Genomic DNA, 15,091 nt, shown 5'->3' on the forward strand with positions numbered 1-15,091 from the left:
CGCTGCGACCTGCCGCTCGTTACCAAGGCCGGCATGCTCAACACATTGAAGGCGGCGGAGCGGGAACGCCTCGATGGCGCGCGGCATCAAGCTAGGCCAGTTGGACCAGCTGGACAGCGCGCTGTACGCGGCCTTCAATAAGGACACGCCGCCGGAGGTCATCGCCCGCTTCAAAGCTGCGGCGGCGGGGGTGCGGTGATTTGGCAGCGGCGCGCGCCGGTGCTACTCTCGCCGCCATTCTTTGATTTCTTATCCACAGCGCCATGACCCCGTCCCAAGACCCCCACGCCTGGCTGGAAAGCCTGGATTCCAAACGCGCCGCCGCCTGGGTGGCGGAGCAGAACGCCCGCACCGAGGGCGTGCTGGACGCCGATCCGCGTTTTGACGGCCTGAAGGCCGACATCCTGGCCCATCTGCGCGACACGCGGCAGATTCCATACTTCGCCGAGCACGCCGGCTGGCTGTACAACTTCCATCAGGACGAGGCGCATCCGCGCGGCATTTACCGCCGCTCCACCCTGGACGACTACCGCGCCGGCAGCCAGGACTGGCAGACGGTGCTGGACATAGACGCCTTGGCCGACGCCGACGGCAAGGACTGGTATTTGGACGGCGTGTCCCACTGCACCGTGATGCCGGAGCGGGCGCTGGTGCATTTGACCAACGGCGGCGGCGACGCCACCGTGGCGCGCGAATACGATGTCGAAGCGCGGCGCTGGGTGGAGGGCGGCTTCAGCTTCCCGGAAGGCAAGAACCACATCGCCTGGCGCGATCCGGACAGCGCCTTCGTCTGCCCCGGTTGGAAGGGCGCGCCGCTGACCCGCGCCGGCTACCCGCGCGAGGTGTGGCTGGTGGAGCGGGGCGAAGACGGCCAGCACGGCTGGACCCAGCTGTTCGCCGCGCCGGAAGACGCGATGATGACCGCGGCCTGGCGCTTCCTGGACAGCGACGGCAGCGCGCTGGACTTGGCCGAGGTGTCCGACGGTTTTTACCGCAAAACCTATTACCTGATAGACGGCGGCTTGGCGCTGCACGCGCTGCCGCTGCCGCCCAAGGCGGAGATCGAGGCCTATATCGCCGGCGATTTCATCGTCAAGCTGGCGGAAGACTGGGCCTGGCAAGGCGCGAACTATCCCAGCGGCAGCCTGCTGGCGGTGAGCCTGGCCGGCCTGCTGGGCGAGGGCCCTGCGCCGCAGACCTTGCAAGCGCCCGAGCCGCGGCTGGCGGTGGCGATGGTGGAAACCACACGCAGCCGGCTGCTGGTCAACCTGCTGGACAACGTCAAAAGCCGCATGCTGTGCTTCGCCAAGCAGGACGGCGAGTGGGTGCGCCAGCCGCTGAGCCTGCCGGAGGACGGCGTGATCGAAATCGCCGACCAGCCGTGGCAGAGCGACGTGCTGTACTACAGCTACAGCGACTTCCTGACGCCCTGCGGCCTGTACCGTCTGGATCTGGAAAACGGCGCGAGCGAATGCCTGCGCCGCCAGCCGGAGGCCTTCGACCCTGCGCCCTATGTGGCCGAGCAGTGGCAGGCCACGGCGCCGGACGGCGAGCAAATCCCCTATTTCGTAGTGCGTCGGCGCGACGCGCCCTTCGATGGCTCCACGCCGACCTTGCTGTACGGCTACGGCGGCTTCGAGGTGCCGATGCTGCCGTATTACATCGAAAACTTCGGCCCGCACTGGCTGGCCCAGGGCGGCGCCTTCGTGCTGGCCTGCATCCGCGGCGGCGGCGAGTTCGGCCCGCATTGGCACCAGGCGGCGCAGGGGCCCAAGCGGCAGGTCAGCTTCGACGACTTCATCGCGGTGGCGGAAGACCTGATGGACCGCCAGCTGACCTCGCCGGCCAAGCTGGCGATAGAGGGCGGCAGCAACGGCGGCCTCTTGGTGGGCGCGGCGATGGCGCAGCGGCCGGAATTGTTCCAGGCCGTGGTGTGCGAGGTGCCGCTGCTGGACATGCTGCGCTACACCGAGCTATTGGCCGGCGCCAGCTGGATAGACGAGTACGGCGACCCGGAAGACGAAGCCGAGCGCGAAGCGCTGGCGGCCTACTCGCCGTATCACCATCTGCGCGCCGACGCGCGCTACCCGCTGGCCCTGTTCACCACCAGCGCCAGCGATGACCGCGTGCATCCCGGCCACGCGCGCAAGATGGTGGCGCGCCTGCGCGAGCTGGGCCACGACGCGCTGTTCTACGAAACCGATGGCGGCGGGCACGCCGGCAACGCCGGCCAGGAAGACACGGCGAAGGAGCTGGCGCGGGTGCTGGTGTATCTGTACCAGCGGCTGATGGACTGACGACGCTGGGATCGCGCCCGCCCCGGCAGGCCCAGGGGGAGGAACCGTCATCGGTAGGATGAGCAGGCCACCGGCTTCTTGAAACCGTATTGCAGGAATTGTTCGCTGGCGTCTGAGACGGCGCGACTGGCTAGGCGCGCGATATCGGTCATGCCTACCCCACTCATGGCGCAGCGGTCGCTATCTGGATAGCGGCTAGGTCCCATCTGGGCGGCATAGCCGACGTCGCTGTCGTCCGCGGGCATTGCGCATGGTGATGGCCAGGGGCTGGCCGTCGGGAGACTGCAGAGCGCTGCTGATGGAGACGGCTGGGCAAATCGGTCTTGGCGAGACGAGCGTCGGCATCCGCGTCTGTCGCAGGGGCCGCGCGGGCAAGACTGCACGCGCGCAGCAAGAGGCCGAACGCGTATCCGGATAACTTAAGCTGCATGGCATGATTCTGTGCGTGGAGGAATAGGCTGCGCCGCGGCCTGCCAGGTCGCGGCGCAGCCGGGACTTAGCCGCCGCTCAACTCCTGGAGCAGCGCTCCGGCATGGTAGGCCTTGTCCAGCAGGTGCAGCATGCCGCGACTGTCCACGGCGATGGCGCGGGCGCGGGCGTCGCTGTAGACATGGCCGCCGGCCAGCATCTGCTGGTTGCCGTCGAAGATCAGGCCCACCAGCTCGCCCTGGGCGTTGACCACCGGCGAGCCGCTGTTGCCGCCCACGATGTCCACGGTGCTGACGAAGTCTAGGGGCAGGTCCGGATTGATGGCGCCGCGGTGTGTTTCCAGCGCGGTGGCCAGCTGAAACGGCGAACGGTGGTCGAAGGCGGCGGCGCGCGCGTACAGGCCGCCTATCACGGTTTTCCACGGCATGGCGACGCCGTCGGCGCGGTAGCCGGCTACCTTGCCGTAGCTCAGCCGCAGCGTGCCGGTGGCATCCGGCGGCAAGGCGTCGCCGTATAGCTTGAAGCGGGCCTGTCCCAGTTGGCTGGCGGCCTGGCGCAGGGGCGCGCGGACGTGGGCGTCGTAGTTCCGCTCCAGCTGGCGGCGCAGCGGGTAGAGCTGGCGCGCCGCGGCGATCAGAGGATCGTCGCTGGCGGCGATGGCGGCGGCGGCGCCCGCCAGCAGTTTACGACGCTCGGCGGCCTGCCCCAGGCGGCTGCCCGCGATCAACCGGCGCGCGGCCTGCGCCGGCTCGTCATGGCCCAGCAGGATGCGCACGGCCGGGTGGTCGGCGCCCAGCTTGTCGCGCATCTGCTGCAATTGCCCGGTCAGGCGGGCGATGTCCAGCTGTGGGTAAACCGGCGTATCGGCCTGCAATTTGCGTTCCAGCCCGGGCAGGTCGCCGTCGCTGTAGCCGTACAGCCGCTCGGACTCCGGCAGCTTGCGTTCCGCGGCTTGTTCCACCAGTTGCCCGGCGAGGACGAGCAAGGTGTCGCCGTAATCGACCAGATAGTATTCCGCGTAATGCTGGCGCTGGTAGTTCGCGGCCTGGTCCACTTCCCGCCATGGATCGCCGGCCAGGCCGGCCTGGGCGTAGGCGGTTTTCAGCTCGGCCTCCTCTTTGCGCTTGGCGGCCTCCAGTTCCGGCTGTTGCAGCGCCAGGGCTTCCCCGCTCATGTTCTTGAGCCAGTTCTCGATGCCGAACAGCACGGCGTTGGCCTGGCGCGCCGCTTCCGGCGAGCGCTCGGCGTAACGCTGCAGCAGCGCCTGCTGCATGCGGGCATCCTGCAATTGCAGCGGCAGGGTCAGATCGCGGCGGAGTTGCAGCTGCGCCAGCGTTTCCAGCCGGCTGGTGCGGCCGGGGTGGCCGGCGACGAAGACCGGCTCGCCCTCGCGCACGCCCTGGCGCGACAGAGTGAGGTAATGCGCCGGGCGATACGGCTTGCCGTTCTGGTAGACGCGCAGCAGGGCCATGTCCAGGGCGTAGCGCGGGTAGACGAAGTTGTCGGCGTCGCCGCCGAAATACGAGGCCTGCTCTTCCGGCGCGAACACCAGACGCACGTCTTTCCATTCCCGATAGCGGTAGAGCTGATAGACGGCGCCGTTGTACAGGCTGACCATCTCGCACTTCAGGCCGGTGTCCCGGCTGCAGCGCTGTTCCAGCTCCGCCACCACGGCCTTGTGCCGACTGGCCTGCTGTTCCGGCGGCAGGCTGGCCGGGGCGGCGTCCTGCACTTGCCGGGTGACGTCCTGCCAGGACTCCAGCACCTTGGCGGTGGCGTTGGGGCACTTCAGCTCCTGGCTGCGCTGGCGGGCCAAGAAGCCGCTGCGGTTCAGGTCCCGCCCGGCGCTGGAGAGCTGGCTCAGGCAGTGGTGGGCCACGTGGTTATTGGTCAGCATCAGGCCGTTAGGCGAGACGAAGGATGCGGTGGCGCCGAAGTCGACGGTGGACAGCCGCAGCCGGTCCAGCCAGGCCGGCGTCAGCGCCAGTCCGTAGCGTTGTTTGACCTGTTGCAGCGGCGGATGGTCGAAGGTCCACATGCCTTCGTCGGCCAAGGCGTGGGCGGCCTGCAATGACGCTGCGATGGCGAGGGCGTGAAATAGCGGGGAGCGTGGCATAACATTGGCATCAATCGAAAACGGGCAATCATCCTACGCGATTTAAATGTCATTTGAATAGATGGGATTGTTGCCATCGAAACGGAGGGGTACCATCGCGTAAGCAAAATGTCATGTTTGACGCAGGCGGCCCGGTGCCGCCAAGGAAAATAGAGGAAACCCATGAAATTGAAGACCCTGCTGCCGCTGGTCCTGTCGCTGAGCCTGCAAGCCGCCTGGGCCGCGCCGGCCAATGAACTGGACTACGGCCCATACGGCATAGACCTGAAGGGCATAGACCACTCGGTGCGCATCCAGGACAACGTTTCGCTGTACGCCAATGGCGCCTGGATGAAGCAGGCCCAGATCCCGGCCGAGCGCTCGTCCACCGGCGTGGGCGAATACCTGTACGACCTGAATCAGCAGCGCGTGCGCGAAATCATCGAGCAGGCGGCGGCCAAGCCGGACACCGCGGAGGCGCGCAAGATCGCCGATCTGTATCACAGCTTCATGGACGAGGCCGCCATCGAGAAGCTGGGTCTGAAACCGCTGCACGGCCAGTTGCATGAAATCGCCGGCCTGTCGTCCAACAAGCAGGCGGTGGCCTATATGGCCAAGCTGCAGGGGCAGCCGGTGGACGCGCCTTTCCATTTCTACGTGTCGCAGGACCCTAAGAACTCCTCAGCCTATCTGGCCGGGGTCAGTCAGTCCGGCCTCAGCATGGACCGCGATTATTACTTGGGCAAGTCGGCGGATTTCGCCAAGGCGCGCAAGGCTTACCAGGCTTATCTGGGCCAGCTGCTGACGCTGGCCGGCGAGAAGCGCGCCGCCGCGCGCGCCAAGGCGGTGCTCGCGTTCGAGACCCGACTGGCGAGCATCCAGTGGAGCAATGTCGAAAACCGCGACATCCAGAAGACCTACAACAAGGTGGCGGTGGGCGATCTGTCCAAGCGCTTGCCGGGCTATGACTGGACCGTTCTGTTGGCCAATGCCCAACTGGCCAAGGTGGACGCGATCAATCTGGACCAGCCGACATATTTCGCCAAGCTGTCGCGCCTGCTGGCCGCCACGCCGCTGCCGGTGCTGCGCGACTACCTGAGCCTGCGCACGCTGGACGCCTACGCGCCGGACCTGGCGCCGGCCTGGGTGGCCGCCCACTTCGACTTCTACGGCAAGGCGCTGGACGGCCGCGGCGCGGACCGTCCGCGCTGGAAGAAGGCGGTGTCGCTGGTCAACGGCGGACTGGGCGAGGCGGTGGGCAAGCTGTATGTGGCCAAGTATTTCACCCCGGAAGCCAAGCGCCAGGCCGACGAGCTGGTGCACAACTTGCTCAAGGCCTACGACCAGAGCATAGACACGCTGAGCTGGATGGAGCCGGCCACCAAGAAGGAAGCCCATGCCAAGCTGGCCAAGTACACGCCCAAGATAGGCTACCCGGACAAGTGGCGCGATTATTCCGCGCTGGCGATCCAGCCGGATGACCTGGCGGGCAATGTGGCGCGCATCAGCCAGTTCAACTACCAGCGCGACGTGAAGCGGCTGGGCCAGCCGGTGGACCGCGCCGAATGGGGCATGACGCCGCAGACGGTCAATGCCTATTACAATCCCGCCAATAACGAGATCGTGTTCCCGGCCGCCATTCTGCAGTCGCCGTATTTCGATCCCAAGTTCGACCTGGCGGTCAACTACGGCAGCATCGGCGCCACCATAGGCCACGAGATCAGCCATGGCTTCGACGACCAGGGCCACCAGTTCGACGGCGACGGCAATATGCGCAACTGGTGGACGCCGGCCGACGAAAAGCACTTCAAGGAAGTCACGGCCAAGCTGGTCAAGCAGTACAGCCGCTTCGAGCCGGTGAAGGGCCATTACGTCAACGGCGAGCTGACGCTGGGCGAGAACATCGCCGACAACGCCGGCTTGGAAATCGCCTACAAGGCCTATCACATCGCGCTGGGCGGCAAGGAAGCGCCGGTGATAGACGGCATGACCGGCGATCAACGCTTCTTCATCGCCTTCGCCCAATCCTGGCGCAGCAAGACGCGCGACGGCGCCACGCTGCAGCAGATGGTGTCGGACCCGCACACGCCGGATATGTACCGCCCCATCGGCACCGTCAGCAATCTGGATCCGTTCTACCAGGCCTTCGGCGTCAAGCCGGGCGACAAGATGTATTTGCCGCCGGCACAGCGCTTCCACCTGTGGTGGTAAGCGCGATGCATGAAAAACGGCAGCCTAGGCTGCCGTTTTTCATGCCTGCCCGCCGGACTCAAAAGCTCAGGCCGGCGCCCAGGTAGGCGCCGTCGGCCAGGGTGCGGCTGCGGTGGCTGTCGTCGCGGCGGATGTCGAAATAGCGGTAGCCCGCCTCCAGGCTGAGCGGGCCAAACGCGTTCCAACGCACGCCGGCGGCGTAGTCGGACACGCGGTTGACGCTGCCGCTGGCGAAGCTGGAGGGCGCGTAATAGGCCTGGCCGAACAGCTTGACCTTGGGCGCGACGTCGAAGCTGGCGCGGCCGCCGATCAGCGCGGCGCTGGCGGAGCCGCTGTCCGGCGACAGCGCCATCAGCTTGCCGCCGCCGGCCACGGTCAGCGGACCCAGCGGCAGGGCGAACTCCAGGCCGGCGCCGCCGGCGCTGCCCTTGTGGTCGTCGCGCAGGTAGTCCAGGTTGAGGCCTATGCCGAAGCCGTCCGGCGTGCGCTGGAACTGCTGGGTGCCGTTGCCGAAGCCGGCGATGTAGTCGGCCGCGTGCGCGCCGCCGGCCAGGGTGGCCAGGGCCAGCGCGAGGGTAAGGTGTTTCATGCGTTTATTCCTGATTTGAGTCCGAATCACAACGGGTAGTGACTGATTTCTAAAAAACAAGTTCACGGCGCGGGGCCGGGCCATGAATGACAAAACCCGGCGAAGCCGGGTTGGGGAGGGGCGTCGGCGCGAGCGCTCAGCCGTTCAGGCGCTGCTCCATCGCCAGCAGCATGGCCTTCAGCGCCGCCACCTCGGCCTCCAGCGCCGCCACGCGGCCGGTCAGGCCCACGTCTATGATTTCGCACGCCTGGACCGGCGCGGCCGCTAGCTGCGGCTCGCCGCAAAGCAAGTGGCACCAGCGCGCCTCGCGCTCGCCGGGCTGGCGCTCCAGCTTCATCGCCAGCGGCGGGTATTTGTCGGCCAGCGCGTGCAGCGCGGTTTCCACCTCGTCCACGCCGGAGAATCCGTACAGGCGGCCGGAGCGGGCGCGGATCTCGGCGCTGGTCTGCGCGCCGCGCAGCATCAGCAGCGCCAGCGCGGCCAGCCGCGCGCCGTCGATATTCCACTCGTAATTGAGCCTATGCTCGTACTTGGCCACGCGGCTGCCGGCCGGCATGCGCTCGGCCACCAGCTTCTTGGCGATCAGCGCGTCCAGGGCGGCGGCGATCTCGGATTCGGACAGCTGCATCACCGGCTCGCGGCTGGTCAGCTGGTTGCAGGCGCTGGCCAGGCCGTTCAAGGTCATCGGGTAGGCATCCGGCGTCAGCGCCTGCTTTTCCGCCAGCGCGCCCAGCACGCGCACTTCCGCCGGGTCGAGTTGATGGGTGTCCATATTTCCTCCTAGGCAAGACGATACCGTGATGATGGCAGCAAATCGGCCTTTCGTCCCGCCGCGGGCTCAACTTTGTTCGCTTTGCTCCAGCGCTTCCAGCCGGCGCAGGCGGCGGATCTCGCGGCGGCGGCCGTCGCGCTCCTCCTCGTCCAGCGCGCGGTACAAGGATACCGCCATGCCTATCATGATCAGCATGAAGGGCAGGGCGCTGACGATCAGCACCGACTGCAGCGCCTTCAGGCCGCCGCTCTGCAGCAGCACCAGCGAGATGGCCGCCAGCAGCACGCCCCAGATCAGTTTGACGCGGTGGCTGGGATTGAGGCTGCCGCCGCTGCTGAACATGCCCAGCACGAAGGTGGCGGAGTCGGCCGAGGTGACGAAGAAGATGATGACCAGCAGCATGGCCAGCAGGGACAGGAAGTGTCCGCCCGGCAGCTGTTCGAACATCACGTAGAGCGCGGTGGAAACGTCGGCCTTGACCGCGGATACCAGGTCCACGCCGCCGAACAATTGCAGGTCCAGCGCGGTGCCGCCGAAGGCGGAGAACCAGACAAAGCTGGCCAGGGCCGGCACCAGCAGCACGCCCACCAGGAACTCGCGTATGGTGCGGCCGCGCGAGACGCGGGCGATGAACATGCCGACGAACGGCGCCCAGGTGACCCACCAGGCCCAGTAGAACAGGGTCCAGTTGGCCATCCAGTCGCCCTGGCTGAACGGGCTCATGCGCAGGCTGGCGCTGGTCAGATTGCCCAGGTAGTCGCCCAGGGTGGTGGTGAAGGTGTCGAAGATGAAGCCGGTGGGGCCCAGCAGCACCACGGCCAGGAACAGCAGGATGGCCAGCGCGATGTTGAAGTTGGACAGCCACTTGATGCCGCGCGACAGGCCGGTCAAGGACGACAGCAGGAACAGCGCGGTGGCGACCACCACGATGGCCACGGTCAGCCAGGTGGATGGCTGGATGCCGAACAGCATCTGCAGGCCGCTCTCGATCTGCAGCGCGCCGAAGCCCAGGGTGGTGGCCACGCCGAACACGGTGGCCAGCACGGCCAGCACGTCGATGGCCACGCCTATCGGACCGTCCACCTTATCGCCCAGCAGCGGGCGGAAGGCGGCGCTGATCAGGCCTTTCTGGCCGCGGTTGAACTTGAAATAGGCCAGGGCCAGCGCGGTCAGGCTGTACACCGCCCACGGGTGCAGGCCCCAGTGGAAGAACACGTGGCGCATGGCCAGCCGCGCGGCCTCCGCCGATTCCGGCGTGGTGGACGCGCTGGCGGGCTTGGCGAAGTGGGAGATCGGCTCGGCCACCCCCCAAAACACCAGGCCTATGCCCATGCCGGCGGAAAACAGCATGGCGAACCAGCTCAGGCGCGAGAACTCCGGCTCCTCGTCCTCCTTGCCCAGCCGGATGTGGCCAAAGCGGCCGAAGGCCAGGTAAAGCGCGAACATCAGGAAGCCGAACACCGACAATAAATAGAACCAGCCGAAGCGGGAAATGGTGAAGCTCAGCCACTGGCCGGCGGCGTGGGTCATGTGCTCGGGGGCGATGACCCCCCATAGCGCGAACAATACGGTGAGCAAGAGAGAGAGACGTAAAACCATCGGGACTCCTGTGCATGGCGACGACAAGCCCCGCGCGGGGCGCATGGTCGCGATGTAAGGGTGAGCGGAACGGCGCGGCGAAACCGCGGGCGAAACCGGCGCGGGCCGGCGAGAGCACTCCGTATGGGCAAGGCCGGCGCGTCTGGCCGGATGCGGCGGAGCGGGCAGCTGAAATGAATAAATCCGCGCTGTGCGGGCGGATTTTCCCCGTTTAATGCATGCGGGAGCTGCCTGGATAATTGAACAAAATCAATCAATTGCTTTTTAGACTATCACCATTAGCGTTTTCTTGTAAACATCAGGGGCGTACTTTTCTGGAAAATGGGCGCGCCGGCGGCCAGTCTTGACAGCGCGAGCGGGCTTGGCCAACCTGTCGCGCTGATGATAGGCCGAAAGCGGGAGACGCAGATGATTCGAGTGGATGTTTTGCTGGTGGAACAAGGGCTTGCGGCTTCGCGCACCGCGGCGCAGAACCTGATCGCCGCCGGCCGCGTCAGCTGCGAGGGCGCGCCGGTGAGCAAGGCCAGCCAGAAGTTTCCGCCGCATGCCGAATTTGCCATCGTCGCCGACGAGGCCGACCGCTACGTCTCGCGCGGCGGCCTGAAGATGCAGGGCGCGCTGGCCGCAGCCGGGCTGGATCCAGCCGGCTGGACCGCGCTGGACGTGGGCCAGTCCACCGGCGGCTTTACCGACTGCCTGCTGCAGGCCGGCGCGCGCCGGGTGGTGGGCGTGGACGTGGGCCACGACCAGTTGCATGCCCGGCTGCGCGAGGACGCGCGGGTGCGCTATTTCGAGGGCGTCAACGCGCGCGCGCTGGACCGCGCCGCGCTGCTGGCGGCCAATGACGGTGACGGCTTCGACTTGATGGTGTGCGACGTGTCGTTTATTTCGCTAAGCCTGGTGCTGCCGTCGGCCCTGCCCCTGCTGAAGCCGGGCGGCCGCCTGCTCAGCCTGGTCAAGCCGCAGTTCGAAGTGGGGCGCGAGGGCTTGTCCAAGGGCGGCATTGTGCGCGACGAAAGCCTGTATCCCGTGGTGAAGGACAAGATCAACCGCGTGTTGGACGAGCAGGCCATGCGGGTGCTGGCCTGGTTCGATAGCCCGATCAAGGGCGGCGACGGCAATCACGAGTTCTTCGTGCACGCTGTGCGGCGCTGAAGCGCAAACCGGCTCGCGCGAGGCGGGCCGGAGGGATGGCCTGCGGGATGGGCTTATTCCACGCTGATGTCGTCGTCGTCCTGGCTGCGCACCACCAAGAGCGGCAGATGGCTGCGGCGCAGCACGTCCTCGGCGAAACTGCCAAGGAAGAGGTGGGCCAGGCCGCCGCGGCCATGGGTGCCCAGCACGATCAGATTGGCTTGTTGCGAGCGGGCGTAGCCCAGCAGCAGATCGGCCAGGTCATGGCCGCCTTCCCAGCTTTTTTCCAGATGGCTGAGCACATTGCTGAGGCCGGCATTGCGGGCGATCTGCTGCGCGCGCGCCAGCGCCTCCTCGCCCTGCTTCAGCACCAGGTCGTAACCGGGGTCGCCGGCGTAGACGCCCAGGCTGTCTACGGCCAAGTCGCGCACGCTGGCGATGTGCACCAGGGTCAGGCGGGAATCGGCGAACTTGGCCAGGCGGATGGCCTCGTGCAAGGCTTTGTCGGAATTGTTGCTGCCGTCTATCGCGGCGATGATGTGGCTGTACATCGGCTGCTCCTTGGCATACTTCTGCTTGGTGGGATGACTTCAGCATACCGCGCCCTGGGCGGCCTTGTCTTGCCGGGCTCGCGCGGGTATTGATCCAGGGCAAATTTGCTCGGCGCTATCTCCGGCGCGATTCAAACCATGGGCCTGAGTCTACCGCGTCGGCTGCGTGGACGAATGTTTGAACGGCGGGGCGGCCCGCTGGGCAGGCCGGGGAGCTGTCTTGCAGCTCCCCGACACCCCTTGGCGACCCCTGCGGCCGAAGAAGCCGGGGCCGAAGGGGATGGGGGGCGGCCGGCCTGCAGCCAAGGTTGGGGAGCGCTAGACCAAGAACCCCAGGTACTGCCGCTCCCAGGTGGAAACCTGGCGGTGGTAATCGTTCAATTCCACCTCCTTGACCGCCAGGTAGGCGCGGCTGAACTCGGCGCCGAACAGCGCTTCCGCCGCGCCGCCGGCGGCCATCGCGGCGCAGGCCGCGTCCAGGGTGGACGGCAGGCTGGCGGCCTGCTGCTTGAACACATTGCCGTGCACCGCCTCGTCCGGCGTCAAGCCTTGCTCGATGCCGGCGAGGCCGGCGCCCAGGCTGGCGGCCAGCGCCAGATAGGGGTTGGCGTCGCAGCCGGGCAGGCGGTTTTCCACGCGGCGCGCTTCCGGGCCGGACACCGGCACCCGGAGACCCACCGAGCGGTTGTCCAGGCCCCAGCTCAGATTGACCGGCGCGGCCATGCCCTTGACGAAGCGGCGGTAGGAGTTGGGATTGGGACAGAACAGCGGCATCAGCTCCGGCAGGTAGCGCTGCAGGCCGGCGATGAAGCCAAAGAATTCCGGGCTTTCCGCGCCGTCGGCGCGGCTGAACACATTGGCGCCGCCGCGGTCCACGATGCTTTGATGGATGTGCATGGAGCTGCCGGGCTGGCCGGGCAAGGGCTTGGCCATGCACACGGCGCTGAGGCCGTGGCGCAGGGCGATTTCCTTGAGCGCGGTCTTGAACATAAAGGTGTCGTCGGCCAGCTTCAGCGCGTCGCCGTGCTTGAGATTGATCTCGAACTGGCTGGGACCCATCTCGTGCACGCAGGTGTCGGTGGCGATGCCCAGCGTCTCGCAGGCCTGGTACAGCTCGTCGAAGAAGGCTTCCAGCTCGCCCAGCGCGGAGAAGCCGAAGGCGTCGAAGCCGGTCTCGCGGCGGCCGCTGGGCAGCTTGGGGGCTTGGAAGGGTTGCGCCGGGTCGCCATGAGCGGCGAACAGATAGAACTCCAGCTCCGGCGCGACGATGGGCGTCCAGCCGCGGGCGGCGTAGCGCGCCAGCAGCTGCTTCAATACCGAGCGCGGCGCCAGCGGCGACAGGCTACCGTCATGGTCCACGTTGTCGCAAATCACCATGGCGCGCGGGGTCTTGGCCCACGGCACCGCTTTCAGGGTGGCGTAATCGGGGACCAGCGCGACGTCGGGGTCGTGCTCGCCGTAGTAGCTGTAGTCGGGAAACTCGCCGACGCAGCTTTGCAGCGGCACCGCGCGCGCGATGCGCAGCTGCTGCCCCTGGATGAAGGCGGGGGCGGGCAGCGTTTTGCCACGGGGAAAGCCGTGGACGTCGGCGAAGGCGAGTTCCACATCCCTCGCCTTGCTTTGTTGCAGCCATTCGATGAGGCCTGCCGGCATGCGGGCATCAGACATACAATTCTCCACTGAAGCGTGCTGGGGTTCCTGTCTGTCCTCAGTTTTTTTTCTTGCTTTCATGGAGCGTGCGCCCGCGACCATTATGCCAGCCGCAGCGGCGGCGGCAAGCCTGTCGATTGTTTTACAGTCTGAAGCGTCCCACCGTCTGATGCAGGCCGGCGGCCTGCTGGTCGATGGCGCGTACCGCCTGCACCGCGTTGCTGACCGAGTTCTGCGTCTCTTCCACCACGCCGGCCACCTGCTCGACATTGCCGGCGATATTGGTGCCGGCCTGGCTCTGCTCGCCCATGGCCACCGCCACATTGTGCACATGCTCCAAGGCCACGCTGGCCTGTTGGCTGATGGCCTCCAGCGTGTTGGCCGCCTGCCGCACCTGATCGACGCCGGCCTGCACCGCCGGGCGGATTTCGTCCATGCGGCCGGCCACGTTGCCGGTTTCGTCTATCACGGCCTGCACGATATTGCTGATTTCGTCGGTGGCGCTGGCGGTGCGTTCGGCCAGCTTGCGCACCTCGTCGGCCACCACGGCGAAGCCGCGGCCCATCTCGCCGGCGCGGGCCGCTTCGATCGCCGCGTTCAGCGCCAATAGATTGGTCTGGTTGGCGATGTCGCGTATGGTCTCGGCGATGCTGCTGATGCTGCGGCTGCGCTCGGCCAGCTGCGCCACCATGTCGCTGGCGCCGTGCACCTGGTCGGCGATGCGGCGGATGCCTTCGGCGGCGTCGTCGGTCAAGGTCTTGCCGTGGCGCGCCAAGTCGGCGGCGTCGCGCGCGCCGGTTTCGGTGTCGCGGGTGGTGGCGCTGACGTGGTCTATGCTGACCGACAGCTGCTCGATGGCGGCGGCGGCGGCGGTGGTGGAGGCGCTGGCCACGCCGGACACCTCATGCACCTTGTCCATGTCCTGGGTCAGCTCGCGGCAGGAGTGGTTGATGCTGGCGGTGGCGCGGCCGATCTCGTCTATCATGCCGCGCAGCTTGCCGCGCATGTCGCGCATGGCGCCCAGCAGGCTGTCGCCGCCGCCGTTGACGCGGATGTCCACGCTGAGGTCGCCGTCGGCGATGGCTTTCACCACCTGGGCGGCGTAGGCGGGCTCGCCGCCCAATGAGTTCAGTATCGAACGCGACATCCAGCCCACCAGCGCGCCCAGCACCAGCACGCAGCCCACCGCCACCGCCAGCAGCGTGCGGGCCTGCTGCCAGAACAGCTGGTCGATGTCGTCGATGAAGATGCCGGTGCCCACGGTCCATCCCCAGGGCTCGAAGCGGAACACGCCGTTCAGCTTGGGAAATTCCTCCTTGCTGCCGCCGCGGCTGGTCTGGATCACCAGCACGCCGTAGTGGTCCTGCTGCATCGCGTCTTCGTAGGCCTGCACCGTGGTGCGGCCGTCCGGCAGCTTGCTGCCCATGTCCACCTTGCCGACGCGCGCCTTGCTGGGGTGGAACAGCACCAGATTGTCGCGGTTGCGGCCGAAGAAATAGATGTCGTCCACGCGCAGCGCGGACAGGGCGGCGATGGCTTGCTTCTGCGCCTCGGCGCGCGGCATGCCCTGGGTTTCCAGATCATGGAAATGGCTGAGGGAGTTTTCCGCCATTTTCAGCAGATGCACGATCTGGCCGCGTTTCTCCTGATGCAGGGTGGCGCGGGTGGACAACAGCGCGACGGTGGAAAGGCCAAGCAAGGCCAGCAGGCTGGCCACGATGATGATGATGAGGCGGGTATTCAGCTGCATGTTTGACGCTCTGA

12 protein-coding genes are annotated in these 15,091 nt (G+C 66.9%); 4 read left to right on the forward strand and 8 right to left on the reverse strand.

Annotated elements, in window-relative coordinates:
• Nucleotides 1-73: 73 nt before the first annotated feature.
• Together FYK34_RS21085 and FYK34_RS18725 are read left to right on the forward strand one after the other, a co-directional pair.
• Nucleotides 74-199 (forward strand): hypothetical protein, encoded by a 126-nt coding sequence (locus FYK34_RS21085; RefSeq protein ID WP_269203834.1) that lies wholly within the window; start codon nucleotides 74-76, stop codon nucleotides 197-199.
• 64 nt (nucleotides 200-263) lie between these two features.
• Complete coding sequence (locus FYK34_RS18725) at nucleotides 264-2,297, forward strand: prolyl oligopeptidase family serine peptidase (RefSeq protein ID WP_149299137.1); 2,034 nt, start codon at nucleotides 264-266, stop codon at nucleotides 2,295-2,297.
• Between the two features lie 47 nt (nucleotides 2,298-2,344).
• Here the strand turns inward: FYK34_RS18725 and FYK34_RS18730 are convergent, their stop codons facing one another.
• Together FYK34_RS18730 and FYK34_RS18735 are read right to left on the reverse strand one after the other, a co-directional pair.
• Nucleotides 2,345-2,542: a hypothetical protein gene (locus FYK34_RS18730; RefSeq protein ID WP_149299139.1), complete on the reverse strand. Its 198-nt coding sequence runs from the start codon at nucleotides 2,540-2,542 to the stop codon at nucleotides 2,345-2,347.
• 251 nt (nucleotides 2,543-2,793) lie between these two features.
• Nucleotides 2,794-4,842 carry a S46 family peptidase gene (locus FYK34_RS18735; RefSeq protein ID WP_149299141.1) on the reverse strand — a complete coding sequence of 683 codons (2,049 nt, stop codon included), beginning with the start codon at nucleotides 4,840-4,842 and terminating at the stop codon, nucleotides 2,794-2,796.
• Between the two features lie 162 nt (nucleotides 4,843-5,004).
• On the opposite strand from FYK34_RS18735, the gene FYK34_RS18740 reads away from it, so the two are divergent.
• Complete coding sequence (locus FYK34_RS18740) at nucleotides 5,005-7,032, forward strand: M13 family metallopeptidase (RefSeq protein WP_149299143.1); 2,028 nt, start codon at nucleotides 5,005-5,007, stop codon at nucleotides 7,030-7,032.
• A gap of 58 nt (nucleotides 7,033-7,090) precedes the next feature.
• Here FYK34_RS18740 and FYK34_RS18745 read toward each other — a convergent pair whose 3' ends face one another.
• From FYK34_RS18745 to FYK34_RS18755, 3 genes are all read right to left on the reverse strand, one after another.
• Complete coding sequence (locus tag FYK34_RS18745) at nucleotides 7,091-7,621, reverse strand: YfaZ family outer membrane protein (RefSeq protein ID WP_168209806.1); 531 nt, start codon at nucleotides 7,619-7,621, stop codon at nucleotides 7,091-7,093.
• A gap of 136 nt (nucleotides 7,622-7,757) precedes the next feature.
• Entirely contained in the window at nucleotides 7,758-8,393 is a 636-nt protein-coding gene (locus FYK34_RS18750) for a YceH family protein (protein WP_168209807.1), read from the reverse strand.
• 66 nt (nucleotides 8,394-8,459) lie between these two features.
• The gene (locus FYK34_RS18755) at nucleotides 8,460-9,992 is read right to left on the reverse strand and encodes a glycine betaine uptake BCCT transporter (RefSeq protein ID WP_149299150.1); all 1,533 of its coding nucleotides are present in this window, start codon (nucleotides 9,990-9,992) and stop codon (nucleotides 8,460-8,462) included.
• Nucleotides 9,993-10,400: 408 nt separating this feature from the next.
• Here FYK34_RS18755 and FYK34_RS18760 point away from each other — a divergent pair, with 408 nt between their 5' ends.
• Nucleotides 10,401-11,147, forward strand: a complete 747-nt coding sequence (locus FYK34_RS18760; RefSeq protein WP_149299152.1) for a TlyA family RNA methyltransferase — start codon at nucleotides 10,401-10,403, stop codon at nucleotides 11,145-11,147.
• Between the two features lie 53 nt (nucleotides 11,148-11,200).
• Here FYK34_RS18760 and FYK34_RS18765 read toward each other — a convergent pair whose 3' ends face one another.
• The 3 genes from FYK34_RS18765 to FYK34_RS18775 all read right to left on the reverse strand — a co-directional run bounded on the left by FYK34_RS18765 (nucleotide 11,201) and on the right by FYK34_RS18775 (nucleotide 15,077).
• The gene (locus tag FYK34_RS18765; protein ID WP_149299155.1) at nucleotides 11,201-11,677 is read right to left on the reverse strand and encodes a universal stress protein; all 477 of its coding nucleotides are present in this window, start codon (nucleotides 11,675-11,677) and stop codon (nucleotides 11,201-11,203) included.
• 318 nt (nucleotides 11,678-11,995) lie between these two features.
• Nucleotides 11,996-13,345, reverse strand: coding sequence for a glutamine synthetase family protein (locus tag FYK34_RS18770; RefSeq protein ID WP_149299157.1), 1,350 nt, complete (start codon nucleotides 13,343-13,345; stop codon nucleotides 11,996-11,998).
• Nucleotides 13,346-13,469: 124 nt separating this feature from the next.
• Nucleotides 13,470-15,077, reverse strand: a complete 1,608-nt coding sequence (locus FYK34_RS18775; RefSeq protein WP_149299159.1) for a methyl-accepting chemotaxis protein — start codon at nucleotides 15,075-15,077, stop codon at nucleotides 13,470-13,472.
• Nucleotides 15,078-15,091: the final 14 nt, after the last annotated feature.

Source organism: Chromobacterium paludis (assembly GCF_008275125.1).
Lineage (GTDB): Bacteria > Pseudomonadota > Gammaproteobacteria > Burkholderiales > Chromobacteriaceae > Chromobacterium > Chromobacterium paludis.